Origin of the sequence: Kitasatospora acidiphila (assembly GCF_006636205.1) — a bacterium.
Lineage (GTDB): Bacteria > Actinomycetota > Actinomycetes > Streptomycetales > Streptomycetaceae > Kitasatospora > Kitasatospora acidiphila.
Map to the genome: position 1 here is coordinate 421,020 of NZ_VIGB01000003.1, position 25,105 is coordinate 446,124.

Sequence of the window (25,105 nt, forward strand, 5' to 3'; positions counted from 1 at the left end):
GGTCAGGTGAGGTGGCGGACAGTCGGGTTCACCGAGTCGGCCGCCGCCCGTTCGGTGGTACGGGGGCTCCGTTCAGGACGTGCGGAGCGGCACGGTGCCGGCCTGGCGGATCCCTGACGTACCGTCGGCTCACGTCGGCTCACGTCGGCCGCACACCACGCCGGGAGGAACGTCATGGCGGGAGCCACCCGGGCGCCCACGATCGTGGTGGTCATGGGCGTCTCCGGATCGGGCAAGTCCACCGTGGGCCGACTGCTCGCGCAACGGCTCACGGTGCCCTTCGTGGAGGCCGATGACCTGCATCCGGCCGCGAACCGCGCCAAGATGGCCGCCGGCCACCCGCTCGACGACGATGACCGCCGGCCGTGGCTGCGGTCCCTGGCCGACTGGATCCGGGAGGCGACCGCTACCGGCCGGGGCGGGGTGATGGCGTGCTCGGCTCTCAAGCGCACGTACCGGGACCAGTTCCGCCGGGCCGGCGCGGGTGTGTGGTTCCTGCACCTGACACTCGACCGGGAGACCGCCGACCGGCGGGTCGCCGGGCGGCTGGGCCACTTCATGCCCGCACGGCTGGTCGGCTCCCAGTACGACACCCTGGAACCCCTGCAGTCTGACGAACCCGGTCTGACCATCGACGCAACGGCCGCTCCGCAGACGATCGTCGAGGATGCGCTGAGTGCCGTGCGGGCGATGGGGTGAACGCGACCGCGTTCGGCGTTCGCCCGGTCGCCGCCACCAGGCCCGCCCGATAGCTTCCGTATTGGCAGTGAATGTCCTGAAGGAGGAACGGGATCCCGCGTGGCCGACGACCGGCACTACGATGTCATCATCGTCGGCACGGGCGCGGGCGGCGGCACGCTCGCGCACCGACTGGCAACCACCGGGAAGCGGGTCCTGATCCTGGAGCGCGGGGACTATCTGCCGCGCGAGCGGGACAACCGGGACTCCACCGCCGTCTTCGTCAAGGGCAAGTACCGTGCCCCCGAGTTCTGGTACGACAAGCACGGCAACCAGTTCCCTCCGTAGGTGAACTACTACGTCGGCGGCACTGACCGCCATCGCCAACGCCCTGCGGGTCGGCGACCACATCGAAGCCCGGCTGCGCTGAGGGGGTGTCGCACACAGCGAGAACCGGCGGCGGGTGGACGTGTCACCCGCCACCGGCTCCGTCGCTGCGCGAACCGGCCGAGCGCCGCGCCAGGTTGTTCCCGGGAGATCAGCCGCCGGTGGCGAAGCCCGGGAAGAGCGTCATGCCGCCGTCGACGTAGAGCGTGGCGCCGACCACGTAGTCGAGCAGGTCGGACGCCACGGCGACGACCGCGTTGGCGATGTCGTCCGGATCACCCACCCGGCGGTAGGGGATCAGGCGCAGCAAGTCGGCTTCGGCCTCGGGCGTGGACCAGGCGTCCTTGTTGATGGGGGTGCGGATGGCGCCGGGTGCCACCGCGTTGACCCTGATGCCCTTGGGGGCCAGCTCCTGAGCGAGGGTCTGCATCAGCATGCCCACACCGCCCTTGGAGGAGGCGTAGTTCACGTGGCCCGACCACGGGACGATCTGGTGGACCGAGCTCATGCAGATGATCTTCCCGGCCGACCGGGACACCTCCTTCACCACGCCTCGCCGCACGAACTCCTTGGCGGCCTCCCGCGCGCAGAGGAACTGGCCGGTCAGGTTGACGTCGATCACCTTCTTCCACTGCGCGTGCGTCATCTCCGTCACCGGCGCATCCCGCTGGAGGCCAGCGTTGGCCACCATGATGTCGATGGTGCCGAACTCCTCGACCATCCGCGCGACCATGGCAACCACCTGGTCCTCGTCGGACACGTCGGCCTGGTGGGCGTAGCTGCGGACCCCGAACTCCTTGATCTGCGCCACGACCTTCTCGGCCTCGTCCGCACCGACGACGTAGTTCACCACGACGTCCGCTCCGGCCCGCCCCAGCGCAACGGCGGTCGCCAGGCCGATCCCGGAGTTGGCACCGGTCACCAGCGCCTTCTGGCCCTTGAGAAGCTGCGCGGACAGCGTCCCGCGGGTCTCGTCGACACTTCCTGCCACCACGATCTCTCCTTCGGCGTTTCGGGCGACGCGCCCGCAAGGAGCGGGCTGCGCGTGTGAGGAAGGCCGGGAGTCGGCCGGCTTGCCAGGACAGACAGGGCCGCCGTCGCATGCCCGGTCTTCCAGACGAAAGCACCCGGCACTGCAGGCGGGACAAACCGGCGCGCCACGCAGCCGCATTTCGGCGGGGCGTGTCATGCGGTTGGGCTACGAGCCGTCCCGGCCGCTCCCGCGAGCATGTCTGCGCGGAAATCGCTGGTCGTAGCCCTCAGTCCGCCGAACAGCCTGTCGTTCCATGCGGACCACAGTCGAGCATCGAATGAACGGTCCTCACGACACCACCGGACGGGGGCTCCCCCACCCGCGTCCGGCCGTGTCTGTGCGGGGTCGGGCAACGGCATTGCGTACGGTCGACGGCGGCGCCGCCGAACCCCGGACGGCGGACCACGCCCTCCGTCGAAGGAGACCGTCAGCCGTGCAACGCAAGTGGTGGACGCTGATCGCCGTCTCGGTCGCGACGTTCATGCTGCTGCTCGACATCACGGTCGTGAACGTCGCCCTGCCATCCATCCGCAAGGATCTGGGCGCGAGCTTCACCGACCTGCAATGGGTGTTCGACGCCTACACCCTCTCGCTCGCCGCCCTGGTGCTGACGGCAGGTTCGCTGGCCGACCGGCTCGGGCGGCGCCGCACCTTCGCCGCGGGGCTGGTGATCTTCTCCGGCGCCTCGCTGCTCTGCGGACTGGCACCGAACCCGACCTTCCTCAACATCTCCCGTGCGGTGCAAGGGGTCGGCGGCGCGGTGATGTTCGCGGTCTCGCTGGCCCTGGTCGCGCAGGAGTTCCCGCCCGGCCGCGAGCGCGGCACCGCGATGGGCATCTACGGGGCGACGATCGGGGTGGCCGTCGCCGTCGGGCCACTGATCGGCGGGGCGCTCACCAGCTCGCTCGGCTGGCAGTGGATCTTCTTCCTGAACGTGCCGATCGGCGTGGCGGCCCTGGTCGTCACCTACCTCAAGCTGGCAGAGAGCCGCGACCCGAACGCCACCCGGATCGACTGGGCCGGGGTCGCGGCCTTCAGCAGCGGCCTGTTCCTGCTCGTCCTCGCACTGGTACGGGGCAACACCGACGGCTGGGGCAGCACACTGATCGTGGCACTGTTCGTCGGCGCGGCCGTCCTGCTCGCCGTCTTCGTGCTGGTCGAACACCGCGTCCCGGAGCCGATGCTGCCGCTCGGGCTGTTCCGCCGGCACGCGTTCACCGGAGTGCAACTGGCCGCGTTCGCGGTCTCCAGCTCGCTGTTCGCCCTCTTCCTCTACCTGACGCTGTATCTGCAGAACTACCTCGGACTCTCGCCCTTCGCGGCGGGTGTCCGCTACCTGCCGATCACAGTGCTCAGCTTCCTGGTGGCGCCGGTGGCCGGAGCGCTGCTCTCCCGGGTGCCGGCCCGGCTGATGCTCTGCGTCGGCCTCATCGCGGTCGGCGCGGGCCTGCTGCTGATGGGCAACCTTCAACCCGAGGACACCTGGACCGCCCTGCTCGCCGGGTTCCTGGTCGGCGGCGCGGGCGTCGGTCTGATCAACCCGGTGATCGCCGATGTCGCGGTGAGCGTGGTGCCCAAGGAGAAGAGCGGTATGGCGGCCGGCGTCAACGACACCTTCCGGCAGGTCGGCATCGCGGTCGGCATCGCCCTCTGGGGGGCGATCTTCGTCGGCCGGGGCTCCCGCAAGGTCCGCGAGCTGGCGGCGGGCACGCCGATCGCGGAGGGTGCCCGTCCGCGCGAACTGGTCGAGGCCGCGTCCTCCGGCAGCCTGCCGCAGGCGCTCGCCGCGCTCCCCGAACCGGCCCGGGCAGCCGCGTCGGCCGCCGCCCGGGCCGGCTTCCTCGACGGCCTCAACCTCGTGCTCCTGCTCGGCGGACTGGTCAGCCTTGCCGGCGCCGCCCTTGCGCTCTGGCTGGTCCGGGAGGACGAGATCGACCGTCAGGAGGCATAGGTCCATCCGCACCGAACCGTCTACCGGGGGCGCGCCTCAGCCCGGGTCCGGCCGGAATCCCCGTCTACGGTCGGAAGACCGCCCGGCCTACCTCCCGCGCCGCTCTCGGTGGGCAGCGATCAGATCGCGGTACCAGGCGTACGACGCCTTCGGAGTGCGGCGCTGCGTCTCGAAATCAACGTGGACTAGACCAAATCGCTGACTCATCCCCTCGGCCCACTCGAAGTTGTCGATCAAGGACCAGGTGTAGTAGCCGCGCACGTCCACGCCCTGCGCGATCGCCTCGGCGAGGGCGTCGAGGTGGCCGGCCAGGTAGTCGATGCGGAACCGGTCGTCCAGGGTGTCGTCGGTGGAGCAGCCGCTCTCGGTGATGGTGATGGGCGGGAGGGCGCTGCCGTAGCGGGCGCGGAGGGTGAGGAGGATCTGGCGCAGGCCGTCGGGGACGACGGGCCAGCCGAAGTGGGTGCGGGGGACGCCGTCGATCTCGACCTCGGTGAAGGGGAGGCTGGGGTCGGTGGGGGCGGCGATCCGGGTGGGGTTGTAGTAGTTGACGCCGAGCCCGTCCAGGCGTCCGGCGTCGGCGATCAGTTCCAGGTCGCCCGGGTGGACGCTGCCGGCGAGGTCGGCCGACACACCGTAGGCGCTCAGGTCCGGGTAGCGGCCGAGCAGCAGCGGGTCGAGGAACAGGCGGTTGTGCAGTGCGTCGTAGGCGTCGGCGGCGGCACGGTCGGGGTCGCTCACCGAAGCGGGCCACACGGGCGTGAGGTTGTTGGCGATCAACACCTCACGACCACGGGAACGCAACTCGGACGCGGCCAGCGCGTGACCGAGGAGTTGGTGGTGCCCGGCGGGCAGGGCGTCCAGCATCAGGGCGCGGCCCGGAGCGTGGATGCCGAAGGCGTAGCCGAACACCGTGTGCACCACGGGCTCGTTGAGGGTGATCCAGGCCGGCACCCGGTCGCCGAGGCGGTCCGCGACGAGCGCGGCGTACTCGGCGAAGCGGTACGCGGTGTCGCGGGCCAGCCAGCCGCCGTCCTCCTCCAGGGCCTGCGGCAGGTCCCAGTGGAAGAGCGTGGGCAGCGGGGTGATGCCGGCCGCCAGCAGGGCATCCACCAAGCGGTCGTAGAAGTCCAGCCCGGCCGGGTTCACCGAACCCCGGCCCGTGGGCTGGATCCTGGGCCAGGCGATCGAGAACCGGTAGCCGTCGAGCCCGAGTTCACGCATCAGTGCCACGTCCTCGACGTAGCGGTGGTAGTGGTCGCAGGCGATCCTCCCGCTGTCGCCGTTCTTCACCGCCCCGGGCCGCTCGCAGAACACGTCCCACACCGAGCGCCCGCGACCGTCCTCGTCCACCGCACCCTCGATCTGGTAGGCGGCGGTGGACGCGCCCCAGCTGAAGCCGGCCGGAAGACCACGTCGATCGATCATGCCCAACCCCCTGAACTTATATGAGTTCGGCTCATATTAGGGGAGGAACGCGCTGAACTACCAGAAACAGACGGGCATTTCATGCACATCAAGCATGGACGCGACGATCATGGACTTCGCCGCTGCCGTCCTCAGCGGGCGCAGTGGGCCGGCGGGCACGGAGCGGAGCCGGTCGCGACGATGGGCCCGACCACGGGTCGGCGAGCACACTGGAATGGTCGTCCCCTGGAGCCGACGACCGTCCTGGGTGGTGAGCCATGGCAGAAGTCACCGATGCGGTGCGCACCGTCATCATGACCGTGGACGACGATCCCGCGGTGTCCCGCGCGGTTGCCCGGGACCTGCGCCGTCGCTACGGGAGCGACCACCGGGTGGTCCGCGCCGAGTCCGGCGCGTCGGCGCTGGAGGCGCTGCGCGAGCTGAAGCTGCGGGGCACGCCCGTGGCGGTGATCCTGGCGGACTACAGGATGCCGCAGATGAACGGCATCGAGTTCCTCGAGGAGGCGCTCGACCTCTACCCGGGAGCCAGGCGGGTGCTGCTCACGGCCTACGCCGACACCAACGCCGCGATCGACGCGATCAACGTCGTCGACCTCGACCACTACCTGCTCAAGCCCTGGGAGCCGCCCGAGGAGAAGCTGTACCCGGTGGTGGACGACCTGCTGGAGTCGTGGCGGGACACCGGGGGCCGGGCCGTGGACACCACGAAGGTCGTCGGCCACCGCTGGTCGGCCCGCTCCTCGCAGATCCGGGAGTTCCTGGCCCGCAACCAGGTGCCGTACCGGTGGTACTCCAGCGAGGAACCGGAGGGCGCGCGCCTGCTGGCAGCCGCAGGGCTGGACGCGCGGCGGCTGCCGCTCGTGGTGCCCCCGGACGGCACGGTGCTCGTGGAGCCGGAGGAACGGGACCTGGCCGCCCACGTGGGGCTGTCGACCACCCCGGCGGCGGACTTCTACGACCTGGCCATCGTCGGCGGCGGCCCCGCCGGGCTCGGCGCTGCCGTCTACGGAGCCTCGGAGGGTCTGCGCACCGTCCTGGTGGAGCGTGAGGCGACCGGGGGCCAGGCGGGCCAGAGCTCGCGCATCGAGAACTACCTGGGATTCCCCGACGGGGTCTCCGGCGCGCAGCTCACCGATCGGGCGCGCCGCCAGGCCACGAAGTTCGGCGCGGAGCTGCTCACGGCGTGCAAGGTCACGGGGCTGGAGGTGAACGGGGCCGCCCGCACGCTGCGCTTCGCCGACGGTTCCTCGGTCTCGGCCCAGGCCGTGATCCTGGCGACGGGCGTGTCGTACCGGCAGCTGGACGTGCCGGGAGTCGCCGAGATGACGGGACGCGGGGTCTACTACGGCTCGGCACTGACCGCGGCGGCCGCCTGCCAGGGGCAGGAGGTGTTCGTCGTGGGCGGGGCGAACTCCGCCGGCCAGGCCGCGATGTTCCTCGCCCGCCGTGCCAAGAAGGTCACCCTGCTGGTGCGGGCGCCGGAGCTGGCCGCCTCGATGTCCTTCTACCTGCTCCAGCGGGTCGCGGACGCCCCCACCGTCTCCGTGCGCACGGACACGGTCGTCGAGGCGGCCCACGGCAGGGACCACCTGGAAGGGCTGACCCTGCGCAACCGGGTGACCGGGCGGTCCGAGGCCGTCGACGCGCAGTGGATGTACATCTTCATCGGTGCCGAGCCGCTGACCGACTGGCTGGACGGCACGGTGCTCAGGGACCCCCGCGGCTTCGTGCTGACCGGCCCCGATCTGAGCGCCGACGCGCGCCCTCCGGGCGGCTGGCCGCTGGACCGGCATCCCTACCACCTGGAGACCAGCGTGCCGGGGGTGTTCGCGGCCGGAGATGTGCGCGCGGAGTCCGCCAAACGGGTCGCCTCCGCGGTCGGCGAAGGCGCCATGGCCGTCATGCTCGCGCACCGGTACCTGGAGCAGTCATGACCGCCCGCCCGGCAGGCTGCGACGAGCAGGAGCTGCGGACGCTGTTCCTGTTCGAGAAGCTCACGCCCGAGCAGCTCACCCAGCTGTGCCAGGACGGTTACGCGGAGTGGTACGACCCGGGCCCCGTCTACCGGGAGGGGGAGCCGGCCGTGAACTTCTACGTGCTGTTCCACGGCACGGTGGTGCTCTCGCGCCGGGTCGGCGGCCAGGAGGTGGACGTCACCACCACCTCCGCGCCCGGGGTGTACGCCGGGGCCTTCCAGGCGTACCTCGGTGACCAGGTGCCGCAGGTGTACAACAACTCGCTGCGGGTCACCGAGCGGTCGCGGTTCTTCGTGCTGCCCGCGGAAGCCTTCGCGCGGGTCATGCGCGACTGGTTCCCGATGGCCGTCCACCTGCTGGAGGGCCTGTTCTTCGGATTCAAGAGCACCCAGGAGGCGGTCGGACAGCGGGAGCGGCTGCTGGCCCTCGGGTCGGTGACGGCCGGGCTGACCCACGAGCTCAACAACCCCGCGGCCGCCGCCGTGCGCGCCACCTCGGCGCTGCGGGAGCGCATCGCCCGGGAACGCCGCGAGTTCGCCGCACTCGCCGCCGAGCCGCAGCAGAGCCAGGACCTGGCGCAGCTGAGCGACCTCCAGGAGCTGACCGTCGGCCGGATCGGGCAGGCCCCGGCGCTCGGCCCGCTCCAGGCCGCCGACCGGGAGGACGAGGTCGGTGACTGGTTGGAGGAGCATGACGTCGCCGACGGCTGGGAGCTCGCACCGGTCCTCGTCCAGGCGGGTCTGGGCGCCGACTGGCTGGACCGGATCGCGGACGCGCTGCCCGCGAAGGTGCTCGGCAGCGCACTGAACTGGCTGACCTGCACCGTCGAGGCCGAACTGCTGCTGAACGAGATCGAGGACGCCACCCAGCGCGTCTCCGCGCTCGTCGGGGCGGCGAAGCAGTACACGCAGCTGGACCGGGCCCCGTACCAGAACGCCGATGTCCACGAGCTGCTGGACAGCACCCTGCTGCTGCTCGCCGCGAAGATCGGCCCGAACATCACGGTCGTGCGCGACTACGACACCACGCTGCCCCGCGTCCCCGGCTACCCCGGCGAGCTGAACCAGGTCTGGACGAACCTGATCGACAACGCCGCCTGGGCCATGCGCAGCACCGGCGACGGCGAGGGCACCCTCACCGTGCGGACCGCGCGGGACGGGGACCAGGTGCTGGTCGAGTTCCGCGACACCGGCCCCGGCATACCCGCCGACGTACAGGACCGGGTCTTCGACCCGTTCTTCACGACCAAACCCGTCGGCCAGGGTACCGGCCTGGGCCTGGACGTCTCCTGGCGCATCATCGTCAACCGGCACGGCGGCGACCTGCGCCTCGAGTCCGCGCCGGGCGACACCCGCTTCCAGGTCCGCCTCCCGGTCAACCCCGCGGAGACCGACGGGGAGGGGGCTTCGCCATGACTGCCGCACAACAGCTTCCCCGCGAGACCGACAGCTGGGTGGTCGCCCGGCCGGGGCGCGTGGACACGGACCACCCATTGGTCTGGGAGCGCCGACCGCTCTCCCCGCCGGGGCCGCAGGAGGTGCTGGTGGAGGTCGAGGCCTGCGGAGTCTGCCGCACCGACCTGCACCTGACCGAAGGCGACCTCTCCCCCAAGATCCCCAGCTGTGCTCCGGGCCACGAGGTGGTCGGGCAGGTGCTGGCGGTCGGTACCGGAGTCGAGGACTTCGCGGTCGGGGACCGGGCCGGCGTCGCCTGGCTGGCCTGGACCTGCGGCGCGTGCTCCTACTGCCGGGCAGGCCGGGAGAACCTCTGCCCGCGCTCCCGCTACACCGGATGGGACCGCGACGGCGGCTACGCCGGCCACCTGCTCGCCGATGCCCGCTACGCCTACCGGCTGCCCGACGGCCCGCCCGCCGAGGAACTCGCCCCGCTGCTGTGCGCCGGCATCATCGGCTACCGCGCCCTGGAGCGCGCCGAGCTCCCGCCCGGCGGCCGCCTCGGCATCTACGGCTTCGGGGCCTCCGCCCATCTGACCGCCCAGCTCGCACTGGCCCGCGGCGCCCGGGTGGACGTCTTCACCCGGGGCGAGAACGCGCGGCGGCTTGCCCTGGAGCTCGGCGCGGACTTCGCCGGCGACTCCTACGACCCGCCACCCCGGCCGCTGGACGCCGCGATCCTCTTCGCCCCGGTCGGCGAGCTGGTCCCGGTGGCCCTGGCAGCCCTGGACCGCGGCGGCACCCTCTCCGTGGCCGGCATCCACCTCACCGACATCCCGGCGCTGAACTACCAGCGGCACCTCTTCCAGGAGCGCACGCTGCGCAGCGTGACCGCCAACACCCGGGCCGACGGCCGCGCCTACCTCGCGGAGGCGGCGCGGACCCGGCCGACGGTCCACGTCTCCCGCTACCCGCTGCGGCGCGCCGACGCCGCGCTCGCCGACCTCGCCGCCGACCGGGTCACCGGGGTGGCGGTGCTGGTCACGGGGTAGCCGGGGCCGGTCGGGAGGCGCGGTCGGCGGGAAGCCCGCGCAGGTTCTCCAACGCATCGGCGCGCACGTCCTCGATCCGTCCGAGCCTTGGCAGTTGGGCGTCCGGGAGCAGCATGACGGCCTCCGGCAGACCCAGGGCGATGGCTTCGTACAGCCCCGGCGCGAGCTGCCGTGCGTAGCCGACGAGGTCGGAACTCGGCACCGGCATGCCGGTGTTGACGATCCGCACTCTCCCGCGAGTGATCCTTCCGGGGAGGGGTCGCGGTGGCGGCCGGGGCGGCGAGCCAGTAACTGCACTGCTACGCAGGGCGATCGGCCTCCCGATGGCGGCCGCGGGTGCCCCGCTCCCGGCGACCTCAGGAACACTTGCTACCTTGCGCAAATGGAACCGATGGCCGGTCGTGCAGCGTCGCCATCGCAGAACAGCAGCGCAGAACACAGGTCGAGGAGGGCATGCGGGGATGGTCGACGTATCAGCGGGTGGCGGGTCCGAGGCCCCCGGCCGTGCGCGCGGTGCCCAGCCGACCGGGTCGGCGACCGGGGGCAGGGCGGCGGTCCGCAAGAGCAAGAAGAAACCCAAGCGGAAGGGCCTGCGGATCCTGGCGTACACCACCGCCGGGCTGGTACTGGTGGCCGCCGCCGGGGGTGGCTACATATTCGAGATGCTCAACGGCAACATCAAGCACTCACCGCTTTTCGCCGGCACGTCCGGCGATGCCGGCCACGAGAAGCCGGACGCCTTCGGCCGCACCCCCATCAACATCCTGGTGATCGGCTCCGACAGCCGGGACGACCCCACCGACTGCCAGATCGGCGGAGACTGCGGGTCCGGTGCCAACGCCGACGTGGAGATGGTGCTGCACGTCTCGGCCGACCGCAGCAACGCGACCGTGATGAGCATCCCGCGCGACACCGACGCCTCGCTGCCGGGCTGCGTGGACAGCAAGACCCACGCCACGATGAAGCCGCACCGGGAGCGGATCAACAGCACCCTGGACTACGGTCCGGGCTGCACGGTGGCCGCCGTGCACCAGTTGACCGGCATACCCATCGACCACTTCATGATGGTCGACTTCAAGGGCGTGGTGAACATGTCGGACGCGGTCGGCGGCGTGCCGATCTGCGTCGACAACAATGTCTACGACCCCTACTCCCACCTGAAGTTGAAGAAGGGCAACCACACTCTCCAGGGCATGTCCGCCCTGCAGTTCGTCCGGACCCGGCACGGCTTCGGCGACGGGTCCGACCTGGGGCGTGCGGCGGCCCAGCACATGTTCCTCAGCTCGATGGTCCGCCAGCTGAAGAGCGCGGGCACCCTCACCAACCCGGCCGCGGTGCTGTCGCTGGCCAACGCCGCCACGAAGGCGCTCACCGTCGACGACGGCCTCGCCGGCGTCACCAACCTGGTGAACCTGGCCGACGACCTCAACAAGGTCCCGCCGAACCGCATCACCATGACGACGATGCAGAACGACCCGGACCCCACCGACCCCAATGCCGAGGTGGTGGTCGACCCGGCGGCGAAGAACCTGTTCAACGCGATCACCAACGACCTCTCGCTGACCAACGGGGACGGTTCCAAGGCCTCGGCGGCCGCCCAGGCCACCTCGACGGCCAACCCCGACGCCACCTCCGCCGCCCCCACCCCGGCCCCGCCCGCCGCCACCGGCGGCGCGCCGAAGTCCGAGATCACGGTGCACGTGAAGAACGGCAGCGGGATCACCGGACGCGCCACCGACGTCGCCGACGCCCTGAAGGCGGACGGCTACAACTCCGGCACCGCCGCCGCCAACGCGACCGGCACGGACGAGACCAGCGAGGTGACCTACACGGCGGGCCGCGAGGCCGACGCCCAGGAGGTGGCCGCCTCGGTCGGTCTGCCCGCCTCGGCCGTCAAGCCCGGCGCGGGCCCCGGCATCACCCTGGTGATCGGCAAGGACTGGCCGAGTGGCACCAGCTTCGGCGGTGGCGGCGGCGGCAGTTCGCCCGGCACGCCGGCCCCGGTCAGCACCCAGGCCGCGCTGAGCAACTCCTCGGCCCAGACCGCCGACGACTCCAGCAAGTGCGCCCAGGTCTCCACCCAGGACACGGTGAAGCTCGGAAACGCCGGCATGAACCCGACCGAGGCGTACGCCAAGAGCCCGGACGTCCCCGACTCGGCGCCGTGACGAGGCTCTCCGGCCAGGCCGTAGGCGGCCTGGCCGGAGCGTTGCGCCAGGATGAATCTGACGGATGGTCAACTCACCCTGATCCTGGTCCACATCGCCCTCGTGGTGCGGCAGGATCCGGCTCGCGGAGGTGAACGCCACCCACGCCACCGGGGACGGCGACCGGGTGCGGCGGCTGCCGGCCGAGGGCATCCGGGTGGACGACAGGCGCGAGGGCGAGGCGTCGCCGGACACCCGCCGGCTCGCCGTCCATCCCGGCCGGCCGGTGTCGCCCGCCGATGACTTCCGCATGGCGGACGGCACGCCGGAGCCCGCTTCTACCGAATATGACGTATCTGGGGCCGGGGCGGGCGCCGGGACGGCCGTTTCGGCCGAGGATGGTGATAAGCCATAGCTCGACCCTGGAGTGTGCGACATGGCCGGTCTCATCCGCAGAAGCTTCGACACGCCTGAGGAGGTCCGCCCGTTCGAGGACGGCATGGGCGAGCTCGCCCTGGTCAACCTCGACGCGGGTCCGGTGGGCAGGGCGGTCTTCCAACCCGGCTGGCAGTGGTCCAAGCACGTGAAGCCGATCGCCAAGACCGAGAGTTGCCAGGCGGCCCACCTGGGTTACTTCGTCTCCGGGCGCATGAAGATCGTCATGGACGATGGAGAGGAAGTGGAGTACGGCCCTGGTGATTTCATGGTCTGCCCGCCCGGTCACGACGCCTGGACCGTGGGCGACGAGGCGTGTGTCGTGATCGACTGGCAGGGGTTCGCGGACTACGCCAAGCGCTAGTCCCGCCGTCCTGGCAGGTCCACCGCTCCCCGGCTGCGGGTCAGCGCGGGGAGCGGCTGGTGCTGGCGCGTGCCAGCGGAGCGCTTCAACCCGAGGTGTGGGAGCAGGAGTTGCCGAAGCAGGTCGACACCGGGACACGCCTTCTCGCCGGTGATCGAGCTGCCGGCGCTCCGCGGACTCCCGCCTGGCGGCGCTGACAGGTCATCAGGAACGGGGACTCCCATGCGCGACGCCGGTCGGATGCGGCAGAGTGGTAACCCGAACCGGCGAGTTGCAAGGAGACGGGGCCGATGACCGAGCAGAGCACGGGCACCACCACGGTCGAGGTCACTGAACCGGAGCTGCGGCGCAAGCCCGTGCAGCAGCGCAGCCAGCAGCGCCTGGAGCGGATCCTGAACGCCTGCGCGGAGTTGCTCGACGAGTCCGGTGCGGCCGCGCTGACCACCAAGGAGGTGGCGGCCCGGGCCCAGGTGCCGATCGGCACGCTCTACCAGTTCTTCACCGGCAAGCAGAGCCTGCTGGCCGCGCTGGCCCGGCGCAATCTGGGCCGCTACCTGGACCGGCTGACCAGGCGCCTGGAGGCCGAGAGCCCGCAGGACATCGGCGGCTTCGTGGACCTCGCGGTCGAGGAGTTCGTGGCGATGAAGCGGGCCGTGCCGGGTTTCGGCGCCCTGGACTTCGGGCTGACCGGGCCGACTCCGCCCGCGATGGGCGATGTGACGCACCTGCTGGACCTGTCGCTGGACAACAACACCGCGGTGGCGGCGCTGCTGCTCCGGCTCGTCTCCGAGCATGCGGTGGGCGGCGGACGGCGACCCGGGCCGCTCGCCCTCCGGGTGGCCCTGGAGTGCGCCGATGCGGTGCTCAAACTGGCATTCGAGCAGGACCGGGACGGCGACCCGGAATTGATCGCCGAGTGCAAGGTGCTGTTGCGGCGCTATCTGGCCGGCTGACGGCCGACATTGAAGACGCTCAACCAGAACACGGGCTCGACAGCCATGGTGTCCGTTCGAATTCACGCCACCCCCATGGGTCAATTCACCCATCCAGATCAAAGTTTCACATTCGCCCGACCGCGCGCCTGATTATCGTCCATGGTCATGAAAGGCGATGACGACCCACCGGAGCCCGGCCCGCCGGACCAGGACCTCCCGGGAGACCACGAACACCACGGTCACCATCACCACCACCCCGGCCACTGCGGACATCCGCCGCACCACGGCCACCACCACCACTGCGACCCGCCGGGCCCGCCACCCCCCTGCGGCCCGCCGACCCCGCCGCCCGTGCCGAGTCCGCCCCCGGTACCGACACCGCCGGCACCGCCCACGCCGCCCGCACCGCCGACACCCCCCGCACCGCCGACTCCCCCGGCACCGCCCGCTCCGCCCACGCCGGCCGCGCCCACCACCCATCCGGCGCGCCCGACTCCCGCTCCCCCGCCCACTCCCAAGCCGCACACCGCCGCCCCGCCGCACACCCCCTCCCCACCCCGACACCGTCGCCGACCCCCACCCTCGCCCTGCCCGCCCCGCCACCGCCCAGCCACCTGCGCACCGCCACCGCGATGCCCGTGCACCGCCCGCCCGACCCCGGCACGACCCCGACGGCGGACGCCCAGAGCGCCTTCGCCTTCGTCGCGATCACCATCCCGGCCCTGCTCGCCGCGGCCGTCAGCTTCATCAACCACACCACAGGGAGGCGTCGTTGAGTCTCGGAATCGTCCTCGCCGTGCTGCTCGGGGCCGCCGCGGCCGTGGGCATCCTGGCCGCGTTCGGCCGCACCCACCGGTCCCGCGAGGGCAGCTTCTCCTCGGGCGCGCTGGGCTTCCTCGGCTCCGCCTCGCTCTCGTCGTTCATGCTGGTCACCGGCTTCCTGATCGCCGGATCCTGGTCGAACCTCAACAGCGCGCGCGGCCACACCTGGGACGAGGCGAGGTCGCTCAACGCGGCCTACACCGACGCCGACGCCAGCACCCGGCCGCTGCTGCGCAGTTACGTCTCCGAGGTGATCGGCCCGGACTTCCAGGCGATGACCCACGGCGACGCGTCACCCACAGCCTGGGCCGGCCTGGACGCCGTGCGCACTCACGTCGAGGCGCTGCCGGACTCCGCGCAGCGCACCACCATGCTCAGCGACCTGGACGACGTCTACACCAAGCGGCAGATCCGGCTGGCGGACGCCTCGGTCTCGCTGCCGGCGCCGCTGTACCCCGCGCTGATCGGCACCGGGATGCTGGTCCTGCTCTACGCGCCGATCGCCGGGCTGACCTTCCAGCGGCGGGAGGCGATCGCGCTCGGCCTGGTCGGGGCGGTGGTCGGCTTCGGCATCTACCTGGTGCTGCACATGACCCACCCCTACTCCGGCCCGATGCACGTCACCCCGGTCGCCTACCAGCAGAGCCTGGAGCGCTTCACACAACTGTCACAACAGAGTTGACGCAGTATTCCCTCCAACCTGACGCAGTATCCGATATAACAGAAGCAGCCCGGCTCCGGAGGTGTGCGCGCACCGCCCGAGCCGGGCCGACTGATCAATCTACCCTGCGGTCACGCGCAGCGCCTCATCGTCGATGGTGAATTCGCCCACGGGCGACACATCTCCGACACGGCCGCCCCACCTGGGCGGTCGTCGCGTTTCGGCCGGTCGGCCGACCTGCTGATGATCGACAATGGGGCCATGCGCCTCATCTCCGCCCTGGCCGGCACCCTGCTGCTGGTGCTCACCGTCGCCAGCATCCTGCGCACCCTGGTGGTGCCGCGCGGCCTGTACTCCACACTGACCTTCCGGCTCTGGCAGTTCGGCCGGGCCGTGCTGCACCTGTGCGCGGCGCCGTTCGGCAACTACCGGGCGCAGGACCGGGCCCAGGCCTGGCTGGCGCCGCTGATGCTGGTCGCGATGCTGTTCTGCTGGCTGCTCGCCCTGCTCGGCGCCTTCACCCTGCTGATGGAGGCGACCTCGGGGCTGCCGTGGGACGCCTCGTTCCGCGAGGCCGGCTCCAGCCTGTTCACCCTCGGCTTCGCCAGCGGCGCCCGACTGCGGCTCTCCGGCCTCGACTTCCTGGCCGCCGCCAGCGGACCGCTGGTGATCGCCCTGCAGATCGCCTACCTGCCGACCCTCTACACCAGCTACAACCGCCGCGAGGTGGAGGTCACCCTGCTGCAGTCGCGCGCCGGGGAGCCCGCCTGGGGGCCGGAGCTGCTGGCCCGTCAGTCACTGGTGGACACCGAGACCGCACTCCCGCAGCTGTACGGGGACTGGGAGCGGCTCGCCGCCGAGTTGGGCGAGAGCCACTCCAACTACCCGGTGCTGCTCTCCTTCCGCTCCCCGCAGCCGTACCGGAGCTGGATCGTGGGCCTGATCGCGGTGATGGACGCGGCGGCGATCCAGCTGGCGCTCTGTCCGGAGAGCGCGCCGCCGGAGGCCAGGCTGGTGCTGCGGGCCGGCTTCACCGCGCTGCGCGACATCGCCCGGGTGGTCCGTCTCGACTACGACCCGGATCCGCAGCCCGATGCCCCGATCCGGATCAGCTACGCCGAGTTCGACGCCGCGGTCACGATGATCATCGCCTCGGGCTTCGAGGCGGAGCGGCCGACCATACTGGCCTGGCCGCACTTCCACGGCTGGCGGGTCAACTACGAGGCGATCGCCTATGAGCTGGCCCGGCGCGCGGATGCCGTACCGGCCCTGTGGACCGGCAGCCGCGACTTCCCGACCAAGCCGATTCCGCCCCGCCGACCGGCCGACCGGCGCCCGGACCGCCAGGTCGGCGGCAGCGACGCCTGACAGGTCGTCATAACCGAATGGCGGTGGCACACAGATTCAGCCACCGTACCGTCGGGAATGCGCGAAAAGAAGCGACCTCGAATTAGTCGCATTTACGGGTTATCGGGACTATGCCGATCTTGGCTCTGTTTCCGCAGGTCGAAGCGGTAGCGCGGAGCCTTAAACGGGGGCGCGCGAAGATTCTTACACATCCTTCTGTGGCGGCGGAATGACATTCCACCCCCCACTCAGGTGTTGCGTGCGATGAAATCTGACGAGGCAACAGACGTCAGTCGTCCTGCCACCGCTCATGAGGATGGAGAGATCCGATGTCGATCGAGACCGGGCCCGCGCCGACCGAGGCTCAGGAGGCCGCGACCCAGCTCAGCCTGAGCACCGGTGCCGCGCGCAACCTCGCCACCACCACCAAGTCCGAGCCGCAGATGCAGGGCATCAGCTCGCGCTGGCTGCTCCGAAACCTGCCCTGGGTGCAGGTGTCCGGCGGCACCTACCGGGTCAACCGCCGGCTCAGCTACGCGGTCGGTCGCGGGCGGGTGAGTTTCGCCAAGACCGGCGCGGTGGTCCGGGTGGTGCCGCCGTCGCTGCGCGAGGTGCCGGTGCTGCGCGACCTCGAGGACAACGCGGTGCTGGAGGAGCTGGCCAACCGGTTCAGCCAGCGCGAGGTGGCGGCGGGCGAGGTGCTCGTCGAGGCAGGGCAGCCGGTCGAGGAGATCTTCCTGATCGCCCACGGCAAGATCAACCAGATCGGCACCGGCAAGTACGGCGAGACCACCGTGCTCGGCCACCTGGCCGACGGCGACCACCTCGGCGATGAGGCGATCAGGCAGACCGACGCGCTCTGGGAGTTCACGGTGAAGGCGGCCACCGCCGGCACCGTGATGGTGCTGCCCACCGCCGCCTTCCAGGAGCTGGTCAGCCGCTCCGAGGCGCTGCGCGAGCAGGTCGCCGCCTACCTGGCCAGCGCCGACCAGGCGCAGAACCAGCACGGTGAGGCCCAGATCGAGCTGGCCGCCGGCCACGATGGCGAGCCCGACCTCCCCGGCACCTTCGTGGACTACGAACTCGCCCCGCGCGAGTACGAGTTGAGCGTGGCGCAGACCGTGCTGCGGGTGCACAGCCGGGTCGCCGACCTCTACAACGACCCGATGAACCAGATCGAGCAGCAGTTGAAGCTCACCATCGAGGCGCTGCGCGAGCGCCAGGAGTACGAGTTGGTCAACAACCCGGACTTCGGCCTGCTGCAGAACGCCGAGTACGACCAGCGGATCCAGACCCACTCCGGCCCGCCCACCCCGGACGACCTGGACGAGTTGCTCAGCATGCGCCGCGAGACCACCCACATCTTCGCCCACCCGAAGGCGATCGCCGCGTTCGGCCGGGAGTGCAGCAAGCGCGGCATCTACTTCGGCAGCGTGGAGATCGGCACCCATCACATCCCCGCCTGGCGCGGCGTCCCGATCTTCCCGTGCGGCAAGATCCCGGTGGTCGACGGCCACACCTCCTCGATCATCGCGATGCGCATGGGCGAGAACAACCAGGGTGTGGTCGGTCTGCACCAGACCGGCATCCCCGACGAGTACGAGCCCGGCCTGAACGTGCGCTTCATGGGGATCAACGAGAAGGCCGTCATGTCCTACCTGGTCAGCGCCTACTACTCCGCCGCGGTCCTGGTCCCCGACGCGCTCGGAGTGCTGGAGAACGTCGAGGTCTCGCACGCCCGTTCCTGATCGACCCGACAGTCCCGGCGCCCCTTCCCAACATCTCGACGAGGAGTCCGCAACGCCATGACGACCACCACGCCCAACCCCGCCACCGTGCTGCGCACCGCCTTCCAGAAGTCGGTGGCCAACTACTGGAACACCAACCAGCAGGACCCGGTCAACCTGCGCCTGGGCGAGATCGACGACCTGTACCACCACCACTACGGGCTCGGCGAGTACGACCCGTCGGTGCTGGCCGGGCCGGAGGAGACCCGCGACGAGCGGATCATCAAGGAGATGCACCGGCTGGAGACGGCGCAGGCCGATGTGCTGCTGGACCAGCTGGGCGACATCCGCCCCGAGCACCGGCTGCTGGACGCCGGCTCCGGGCGCGGCGGCACCAGCATCATGGCCAACGCCCGGTTCGGCTGCGAGATCGACGGGGTCTCCATCTCGGAGTACCAGGTCGGCTTCGCCAATGACCAGGCCGAGGAGCGCGGGGTGGCGGACCGGGTCCGCTTCCACTTCCGCAACATGCTGGACACCGGCCTGGAGACCGGGTCGCGGCGCGCGATCTGGACCAACGAGACCACCATGTACGTGGATCTGCACCAGGCGTTCGGGGAGTTCTCCCGGCTGCTGGAGTTCGGCGGCCGCTACGTCTGCATCACCGGCTGCTACAACGACATCACCGGCGGGCCGTCCCGGGCCGTCAGCCAGATCGACCAGCACTACATCTGCAACATCCACCCGCGCAGTGAGTACTTCAAGGCGCTGGCGGCCAACAACCTGGTGCCGATCTCGGTGGTGGACCTGACCGCCGACACCATCCCGTACTGGGAGCTGCGGGCCAAGTCCTCGGTGGCCACCGGGATCGAGGACCCGTTCCTGACCGCCTACAAGGAGGGCAGCTTCCACTACCTGATGATCGTCGCGGACAAGATCTGACGGTGTGCCGGTAGGGGCCTGGGCTCGGCAGGAGCCCAGGCCCCTTGGCTTGTCAGTCATCAATGACTTGATGACTCATCAAAGCATTGATATACATCAGACCATGAACAATGACTCCGCCCTGCATGACTCCTCGCTGGATGACGCCTCACTGCACGGCCGCACCGTCCTGGTGACCGGCGCCACCCAGGGCCTCGGCCGCGCCCTCGCGCTGGACCTCGCGGGCGAGGGCGCCACCCTGCTGCTCCACGGCCGCAATTCGGAACGACTGGAGAAGGTGCTGGCCGAGGTCCGGGCCGCCGGCGCCGAGGCCCGCGGCTATCTGGCCGACTTCTCCGATCTGGCCCAGGTCCGGGCGCTGGCGCAGCAGATCGCCGAGGCCGAGCCGGAGTTGGACGTCCTGGTGCACAACGCGATAGCCCGCAACGATCCGAAGCTGCGGCAGCTGAGCACCCAGGGCTATGAACTGCAGCTCGCGGTCAACCACTTGGCGCCCTGGACGCTGACCACGCTGCTGCTCCCGCTGCTCCGGGCGAGCGGGGAACGCTCGGGCCGGGCCTCACGGGTGGTCAATGTCGCCTCGATGGGGCAGGCTCCGCTCGACCTCGCCGACCCGATGATGGAGCAGGAGTACGACGGGCTGACGGCCTACTGCCGCAGCAAGCTGGCCCTGATCATGGCGACCTTCGACCTCGGCGCCGAACTGCCGGCCCACGAGGTCACCGTCAACACCCTGCACCCGGCCCATCTGATGGACACCGAAGGTGTGCGGGCCTTCGGCCTGGTGCCCGCGGTGAGCGTGGCGGAGGGGGTGCGTCCGACCGTCCGGCTGGTCACCGATCCGGAGTTGGCCGGGGTGACGGGCCGCTACTTCGACCGGTTCACCGAGGCCCGGGCGCACGACTGGGCCTACGATCCGGCGGCCCGTGCCGAACTCGCCGCGCTCACCCGGAGGTTGACCGCTCCCTTCACCGCACCGCTGGACTGAACCAGCGCTCGACGGCCGCTCGCAGCGCGGCCAGCTCGGTCTGGTCCGGGCGCGGGGAGCTGCTGGCCCAGGCCACGTAGCCGTCGGGCCGGACCAGCAGACCGGTGAGACCCGCCGGGTCACAGCCCTGCGCGACGACCAGCTCGACGGCGTCCTTCCCCTCGGCCAGTGCCGCCTCCGGCGACTGGTCGTCGGTGAGGTCGATCAGCAACGGGCGGCCGTGCCGGGCGAGTTCGGCGAGCCGCACGGTTCCCGACTGGGTACTCAGCACCAACTCCGGTGCGAAGTGGCCGACTGCGGGATGCGGCTCGGTGCCGCCCATCTCATAGCGCACGTCGGTGCCGGCGGTGAGGTCGGCCAGGTGCTGGACGACGGCCTGGTGGCCGAGCAGCTCGGCGAAGAGCCCGCGCAGGGCGGTGGTGTCGCTGCCCGGCGCGGTGAGGGCGGACTGCGCCTCGGCATTGAGCACCATGCGGCGGGCGGCCTGGCGGCGCTCGGTGTCATAGCTGTCGAGCAGGCCGGGCGGGGCAGTGTCGCGCAGCACGGCGGCGAGCTTCCAGCCGAGGTTGGCGGCGTCCTGCAGGCCGAGGTTGAGGCCGGGCCCGCCGCCGGAGGTGTAGACGTGGGCGGCGTCGCCGACCAGCAGGATCCGCCCGTCGCGGAACCGGTCGGCGACGCGGGTGTTGCCGCCGGTCAGTCGGCGCAGCACATGCGGGCCGGTGCCGTCCGGCGGGCCGAGCGGCAGGTCGACACCGAGCACCCTCCGGATGCTCGACTCCAGCTCGGCCAGGGTCATCGGCTCGTCGGTCGCCGGCTGGTCCCACTCGGTGGTGCTGACCAGCGGCGGGTGGCCGGGGAACGGTGCGTAGGAGAAGCCGCCCTGGTCGGTGCGGTGGGGCAGGAACGGCAGGATCGGCCCGTAGCCGGGAACGGTGAGGGCGCCGGTGACCGGGTCGACCCAGTCGGCCGGGACGGTGGCGTGCGCGGTGCGGTTGGTGCGGCGGTCGTAGCTGACGCCGGGGAACCCGATCCCCGACTGCTTGCGGATCACGCTGCGCGCACCGTCCGCGCCGACCACGAAGCGGGCCCGGAGCCGCTGGTCGCCGTCGGGGCCGGTGACGTCCAGGGTGACGGCGTCCTCGTCCTGGGCGACGGCGGCCACCCGGTGTCCGCGCCGCAGGTCGACGCCGAGTGCGCGGGCGCGCTCCTGGAGGACTTCGACGATGCGGTGCTGCGGGGCAGCCAGCCCGTACACCGGACTGGCGTCCAGCAGGCCGAGGTTGAGGCCCATGGCGGCGAACATGAAGTAGGCGGAGTTGGGCTGCGGGGGCTCCTTGCTGCCACTGAGCGGCTCGTACAGGCCGCGGTGGTCGGCCAGTCGGACCACCTGGCCGAGCAGGCCGTTGGCCTTGGGTTCGGCGCTGGGCTGCGGGAGTTGCTCCAGCACGATCGGGTGGATGCCGGCCAGGCTGAGCTCGCAGGCCAGCATCAGCCCGTTGGGTCCGCCTCCCACGATGATCACATCGGCGGTCATGGTAAGTCTCCTTGGTGCGAACGGGAATGGGTGGCACCACGGGGCCGCGTCCGGCTACGGCATCGGCAAGCCGGCGGCGAGCTGCTCGAAGACCTGGGCCAACACCGCGCCGAGCGGCTCGGGTTGGTCCGCGCGCAAGCTGTGCTCGACGGCCACGGCGCTGCCGGCCGCGACCACGGCGGCGACCAGCTTCGGGTAGACGTCGCGGTCGGCGTCGGTGCCGGTGCGCCGCGCGATGGCCTTTGCCAGCTCCTGCTGGGCGGCGGCGTTGGCCTTGACGATCTCGCCGGCGAGCGCGGGTTCGGCCAGCATCAGCCGCACACCGTCGCGCCAACGCTGGTTCTGCGGAGCCGAGTTGATCGTCCCGCTGGTGTCCGCCGGGGCGAACCGGCCGAGCACGGCGTGCCGCAGGGCGTCCCAGAGCGGTTCGCCGACGGGGCGGGCGAGCAGGTCGTCGCCCACCTGGAGCATCCGCTCCAGGTGGCTGGCGGCGATCGCCTCGGCCTTGCCGGTGAAGTAGTTGCGGAAGGTGCGGACCGAGACATCGGCCTCGGCGGCGATCTGATCGACCGTCACATTGTCCCAGCCGTGCAGGACGCACAGCCGGATCGCCGCCTGGCTCAGGGCGAGCCTGGTCTCCCGCTTCTTGCGTTCACGGAGTCCGGGCTGCCCGGTGGTACGGGCCTCGTCTGCGGGTGCCATGCGAGAAGCGTAGGGCGAATCGTGCCGCTACGGCAAGGTTTCCGGATTGGCAAGTTTTCCTAGACGGCAAGATTCCGGGGTGGCGAGCTCTTCGCGGTAACTGCGCCGGGAAACGCGACGGCGCCCCGCGCGAGTCGCGCGGGACGCCGTGGCACGCCTCGGAGCCGACGAAGGGTCAGTTGACCCGGATCAGCGTGAAGCCGTCGTATCCCTTGGTGCCGACCGTCTGCACGGCCGTCCCGGTCATCCGGGGGTCGGCCGCGACCATCTCGTGCATCCGGCGGATGCCCAGCACCGAGGCGTCGGTGCTCTCCGCATCGGCCACCTTGCCGTTGCGCACCACGTTGTCCACGATGATCAGCGAGCCGGGCTTGGTCAGCTTCAGCGACCACTCCACGTAGTCGGGGATGCTGGGCTTGTCCGCGTCGATGAAGACCAGGTCGAACGGCTCGGCGCCCTCGTCCACCAGCTCGGCCAGGCTGTCCGCGGCCCGCCCGGTGCGCACCTCGGCGACCTTCTCCAGCCCGGCCTCGTGCAGGTTGGCCCGGGCCACCGCGGCGTTCGCCGGGGAGAGCTCCAGTGAGATCAGCCGACCGCCGGCCGGCAGCGCGCGGGCCATCCAGATGGCGCTGTAGCCGCCGAGCGACCCGATCTCCAGGATCCGGCGAGCACCGGCGGTGAGCGACAGCAGGTGGAGCAGCTTGCCCTGGGTGGGCGAGACGGCGATCTCCGGCAGGCCGGCCTTCGCACTGGTCGCCAGCGCGGCGGCGAGCGCCGGATCCTCACCGATCAGCGCCTGCTCCAGGTAGGCGTCCACCTCGGTCCACTGCTGCTGGGTCATCGGATACCTCCGCTGTCGCGCCCGTTCTGCCGCCGATGATCTTACGCGGGCGAACTGACACTATGTAAGATCCGCCGGCCGGGTCGCCTCACTCCCCGGCGGTGACCTGCTCCGCCTCGGCGCGCGCCGGGGTGACAGCCGCCTGCGCGGCATGGACCTTGGCCGCCCGCTTCTTGATCACCACACCGGTGAGCAGCCCGCCGACCGCGGCGATGCCGAGCGCCACGTAGGAGAAGTCCTTCAGGTACTGCTCGACCGCCTTGCCGATGTAGTAGACGGCCACGGTGGTACCGCCGGCCCAGACCACACCGCCGAGCACATTGGCGATCAGGAACCTCCAGTACGGCATCCGCAGCGCACCGGCCAGCGGGCCGGCGAAGATCCGCAGCAGCGCTATGAAGCGGCCGATGAAGACCGCCCACATGCCCCAGCGGTGGAACGAGCGCTCCGCGGTGGCCAGGTGATCGGGCCCGAAGTGGCGCGGGAACTTGCGGCCGAGCTTCTCGAAGAGCGGCTTGCCGCCCTTGCGGCCGATCAGGTAGCCGATCGAGTCGCCGATGATCGCCCCGCCGGAGGCGCAGACCGCGAGCAGGACCGGGTTGACCGTCCCCTTGGCGGCCATCATGCCGGCAGCCACCAGCGCGAGCTCACCAGGAACCGGGATGCCCAGGCTCTCGATGCCGATGATCAGGGCGAGCAGGCCGTAGACCGCACCTGGCGGCACACTGTTGATCCACTCGTCGATGTGCAAAGCCGCTTCCTCCAGAACGCGGTCGGCAAAGGGGGTGACAGGCCAGCGTAGCGTGCTGTCCGCTTGGCGAACGTTTTACCGACCCTTGGCGTTCCGTTCCCCGCACCCGCCCGTGACGGGGCTCACCCCCGGCGGGCGCCCCGGCCCGTCAGGCCGGCCCGGTCCCTGCCGCCGGCCGGCGCGGCAGTCCGGCGAGGTCGGCGCCCCGCCGCAGCACGTCGCGGAGCATGGCGGGGGTGAGGGTGCGGGTGGACATGTTGCGCCGGCTCGGGTGGTAGCCGGCGACCAGGCAGAGCTCGTGTCGGGTACCGGGGTCGGTGATCAGCACCTCGGCACCGTGGCCGAAGACCGGCCGCGGCCGGGGCAGCTGCCACCCCGCGTCCGCGAGCACGGGCAGCAGCGCCTGCCAGGCGAAGGCGCCGAGCACCACGATCGCCCGCAGGTCCGGGCGCAGCAGGTCCAGCTCGCGGGCGAGCCACGGCCGGCAGGTGTCGCGCTCGGCACCGGTGGGCCGGTTGGCGGGCGGCGCGCAGTGCACCGGCACCGTGATGCGCACCCCGTACAGCTCCAGCCCGTCGCCACGGCGCGTGGCGGTCGGCCGGCTGGCCAGCCCGAGGTCGTACAGCGCGGAGTACAGCGCGTCGCCCGAGGGGTCACCGGTGAAGATGCGACCGGTGCGGTTCCCGCCGTGGGCGGCCGGAGCCAGGCCCACGATCGCCAGCGGTGCGTCGGCCGGGCCGAACCCGGGGACCGGCCTGGCCCAGTACTCCCAGTCCCGGAACGCCCGGCGCTTGACCCGGGCGACCTCCTCACGCCAGGCGACCAGCCGCGGGCAGGCCCGGCACTCGGCCACTGCCGCGTCCAGCTCGCCCAGGGACTCCAGCCCGGGGGCCGTCACGGCCGGGAAGTCGTGCGCCTGCGGCCCCGCCTCGCCACGCATCGTCGATGGTCCTCCTCCCGCGGGTGGCCGGGCGGCCCGGCGAGTGCGTTCAGGACGTCCCCCGAGGGGG

At 71.2% G+C, this 25,105-nt stretch carries 24 protein-coding genes and 1 pseudogene; 16 read left to right on the forward strand and 9 right to left on the reverse strand.

The annotated features are described in order from the left end of the window. Window positions 1-174 precede the first annotated feature (174 nt). The gene (locus E6W39_RS02965; RefSeq protein WP_141632121.1) at window positions 175-699 is read left to right on the forward strand and encodes a gluconokinase; all 525 of its coding nucleotides are present in this window, start codon (window positions 175-177) and stop codon (window positions 697-699) included. 99 nt (window positions 700-798) lie between these two features. Continuing rightward, window positions 799-1,023, forward strand: a pseudogene (locus E6W39_RS02970) (NAD(P)-binding protein); the annotation flags it as partial. 193 nt (window positions 1,024-1,216) lie between these two features. Here E6W39_RS02970 and E6W39_RS02975 read toward each other — a convergent pair. Further along, window positions 1,217-2,056, reverse strand: a complete 840-nt coding sequence (locus tag E6W39_RS02975; RefSeq protein ID WP_141637506.1) for an SDR family oxidoreductase — start codon at window positions 2,054-2,056, stop codon at window positions 1,217-1,219. A gap of 475 nt (window positions 2,057-2,531) precedes the next feature. Here E6W39_RS02975 and E6W39_RS02980 point away from each other — a divergent pair, with 475 nt between their 5' ends. Beyond that, on the forward strand, window positions 2,532-4,049 hold the full coding sequence (locus E6W39_RS02980; RefSeq protein WP_220140152.1) for an MFS transporter: 1,518 nt from the start codon (window positions 2,532-2,534) through the stop codon (window positions 4,047-4,049). A gap of 87 nt (window positions 4,050-4,136) precedes the next feature. Here the strand turns inward: E6W39_RS02980 and E6W39_RS02985 are convergent, their stop codons facing one another. Then, window positions 4,137-5,477, reverse strand: a complete 1,341-nt coding sequence (locus tag E6W39_RS02985) for a GH1 family beta-glucosidase (RefSeq protein ID WP_141632123.1) — start codon at window positions 5,475-5,477, stop codon at window positions 4,137-4,139. Window positions 5,478-5,734: 257 nt separating this feature from the next. On the opposite strand from E6W39_RS02985, the gene E6W39_RS02990 reads away from it, so the two are divergent. The 3 genes from E6W39_RS02990 to E6W39_RS03000 are packed head-to-tail and all read left to right on the forward strand — an operon-like array spanning window position 5,735 to window position 9,899. Then, complete coding sequence (locus E6W39_RS02990) at window positions 5,735-7,411, forward strand: FAD-dependent oxidoreductase (protein WP_141632124.1); 1,677 nt, start codon at window positions 5,735-5,737, stop codon at window positions 7,409-7,411. Then, window positions 7,408-8,868: an ATP-binding protein gene (locus E6W39_RS02995; RefSeq protein WP_141632125.1), complete on the forward strand. Its 1,461-nt coding sequence runs from the start codon at window positions 7,408-7,410 to the stop codon at window positions 8,866-8,868. Before E6W39_RS02990 ends, E6W39_RS02995 begins: the two co-directional genes overlap by 4 nt. Then, window positions 8,865-9,899, forward strand: a complete 1,035-nt coding sequence (locus E6W39_RS03000) for a zinc-dependent alcohol dehydrogenase family protein (protein ID WP_141632126.1) — start codon at window positions 8,865-8,867, stop codon at window positions 9,897-9,899. Before E6W39_RS02995 ends, E6W39_RS03000 begins: the two co-directional genes overlap by 4 nt. Here E6W39_RS03000 and E6W39_RS03005 read toward each other — a convergent pair. Further along, window positions 9,889-10,128: a hypothetical protein gene (locus tag E6W39_RS03005; protein ID WP_141632127.1), complete on the reverse strand. Its 240-nt coding sequence runs from the start codon at window positions 10,126-10,128 to the stop codon at window positions 9,889-9,891. The two genes, E6W39_RS03000 and E6W39_RS03005, sit on opposite strands and share 11 nt — an antisense overlap. Window positions 10,129-10,360: 232 nt before the next feature. Between E6W39_RS03005 and E6W39_RS42610 the strand changes: the two genes are divergently transcribed. The 4 genes from E6W39_RS42610 to E6W39_RS03025 all read left to right on the forward strand — a co-directional run bounded on the left by E6W39_RS42610 (window position 10,361) and on the right by E6W39_RS03025 (window position 13,798). Next, the gene (locus E6W39_RS42610) at window positions 10,361-12,067 is read left to right on the forward strand and encodes an LCP family protein (protein WP_141632128.1); all 1,707 of its coding nucleotides are present in this window, start codon (window positions 10,361-10,363) and stop codon (window positions 12,065-12,067) included. A 130-nt stretch (window positions 12,068-12,197) separates the two neighbouring features. Further along, window positions 12,198-12,461 (forward strand): hypothetical protein, encoded by a 264-nt coding sequence (locus tag E6W39_RS03015; RefSeq protein WP_141632129.1) that lies wholly within the window; start codon window positions 12,198-12,200, stop codon window positions 12,459-12,461. A 21-nt stretch (window positions 12,462-12,482) separates the two neighbouring features. Further along, the gene (locus E6W39_RS03020) at window positions 12,483-12,845 is read left to right on the forward strand and encodes a cupin domain-containing protein (RefSeq protein WP_141632130.1); all 363 of its coding nucleotides are present in this window, start codon (window positions 12,483-12,485) and stop codon (window positions 12,843-12,845) included. A gap of 290 nt (window positions 12,846-13,135) precedes the next feature. Then, window positions 13,136-13,798: a TetR family transcriptional regulator gene (locus E6W39_RS03025; RefSeq protein WP_141632131.1), complete on the forward strand. Its 663-nt coding sequence runs from the start codon at window positions 13,136-13,138 to the stop codon at window positions 13,796-13,798. A 132-nt stretch (window positions 13,799-13,930) separates the two neighbouring features. Here the strand turns inward: E6W39_RS03025 and E6W39_RS42615 are convergent, their stop codons facing one another. Beyond that, window positions 13,931-14,053, reverse strand: coding sequence for a hypothetical protein (locus E6W39_RS42615; protein ID WP_267286666.1), 123 nt, complete (start codon window positions 14,051-14,053; stop codon window positions 13,931-13,933). A 359-nt stretch (window positions 14,054-14,412) separates the two neighbouring features. Here E6W39_RS42615 and E6W39_RS39030 point away from each other — a divergent pair, with 359 nt between their 5' ends. The 6 genes from E6W39_RS39030 to E6W39_RS03050 all read left to right on the forward strand — a co-directional run bounded on the left by E6W39_RS39030 (window position 14,413) and on the right by E6W39_RS03050 (window position 20,267). After that, window positions 14,413-14,556, forward strand: a complete 144-nt coding sequence (locus tag E6W39_RS39030) for a hypothetical protein (protein WP_181799063.1) — start codon at window positions 14,413-14,415, stop codon at window positions 14,554-14,556. Further along, on the forward strand, window positions 14,553-15,284 hold the full coding sequence (locus tag E6W39_RS03030) for a bestrophin-like domain (protein ID WP_141632132.1): 732 nt from the start codon (window positions 14,553-14,555) through the stop codon (window positions 15,282-15,284). Before E6W39_RS39030 ends, E6W39_RS03030 begins: the two co-directional genes overlap by 4 nt. A gap of 240 nt (window positions 15,285-15,524) precedes the next feature. Continuing rightward, window positions 15,525-16,631 carry a hypothetical protein gene (locus E6W39_RS03035; protein WP_141632133.1) on the forward strand — a complete coding sequence of 369 codons (1,107 nt, stop codon included), beginning with the start codon at window positions 15,525-15,527 and terminating at the stop codon, window positions 16,629-16,631. Between the two features lie 308 nt (window positions 16,632-16,939). Continuing rightward, window positions 16,940-18,358, forward strand: coding sequence for a family 2B encapsulin nanocompartment shell protein (locus E6W39_RS03040; RefSeq protein ID WP_141632134.1), 1,419 nt, complete (start codon window positions 16,940-16,942; stop codon window positions 18,356-18,358). 57 nt (window positions 18,359-18,415) lie between these two features. Next, a complete protein-coding gene (locus E6W39_RS03045) occupies window positions 18,416-19,279 on the forward strand; it encodes a geranyl diphosphate 2-C-methyltransferase (RefSeq protein WP_141632135.1) in 864 nt (287 codons plus the stop codon). Window positions 19,280-19,382: 103 nt separating this feature from the next. Further along, window positions 19,383-20,267, forward strand: a complete 885-nt coding sequence (locus E6W39_RS03050) for an SDR family NAD(P)-dependent oxidoreductase (protein WP_141632136.1) — start codon at window positions 19,383-19,385, stop codon at window positions 20,265-20,267. On the opposite strand, the gene E6W39_RS03055 is transcribed toward E6W39_RS03050, so the two are convergent. The 5 genes from E6W39_RS03055 to E6W39_RS03075 all read right to left on the reverse strand — a co-directional run bounded on the left by E6W39_RS03055 (window position 20,248) and on the right by E6W39_RS03075 (window position 25,035). Further along, window positions 20,248-21,801, reverse strand: coding sequence for an FAD-dependent monooxygenase (locus tag E6W39_RS03055; protein WP_141632137.1), 1,554 nt, complete (start codon window positions 21,799-21,801; stop codon window positions 20,248-20,250). The genes E6W39_RS03050 and E6W39_RS03055 overlap by 20 nt on opposite strands. A gap of 54 nt (window positions 21,802-21,855) precedes the next feature. Next, window positions 21,856-22,503 carry an acyl-CoA-like ligand-binding transcription factor gene (locus E6W39_RS03060; RefSeq protein WP_141632138.1) on the reverse strand — a complete coding sequence of 216 codons (648 nt, stop codon included), beginning with the start codon at window positions 22,501-22,503 and terminating at the stop codon, window positions 21,856-21,858. Window positions 22,504-22,678: 175 nt separating this feature from the next. Next, complete coding sequence (locus E6W39_RS03065) at window positions 22,679-23,344, reverse strand: O-methyltransferase (protein ID WP_141632139.1); 666 nt, start codon at window positions 23,342-23,344, stop codon at window positions 22,679-22,681. 88 nt (window positions 23,345-23,432) lie between these two features. Further along, complete coding sequence (locus E6W39_RS03070) at window positions 23,433-24,095, reverse strand: DedA family protein (RefSeq protein ID WP_141632140.1); 663 nt, start codon at window positions 24,093-24,095, stop codon at window positions 23,433-23,435. A gap of 148 nt (window positions 24,096-24,243) precedes the next feature. Beyond that, window positions 24,244-25,035 (reverse strand): uracil-DNA glycosylase, encoded by a 792-nt coding sequence (locus E6W39_RS03075; RefSeq protein ID WP_141632141.1) that lies wholly within the window; start codon window positions 25,033-25,035, stop codon window positions 24,244-24,246. Window positions 25,036-25,105: the final 70 nt, after the last annotated feature.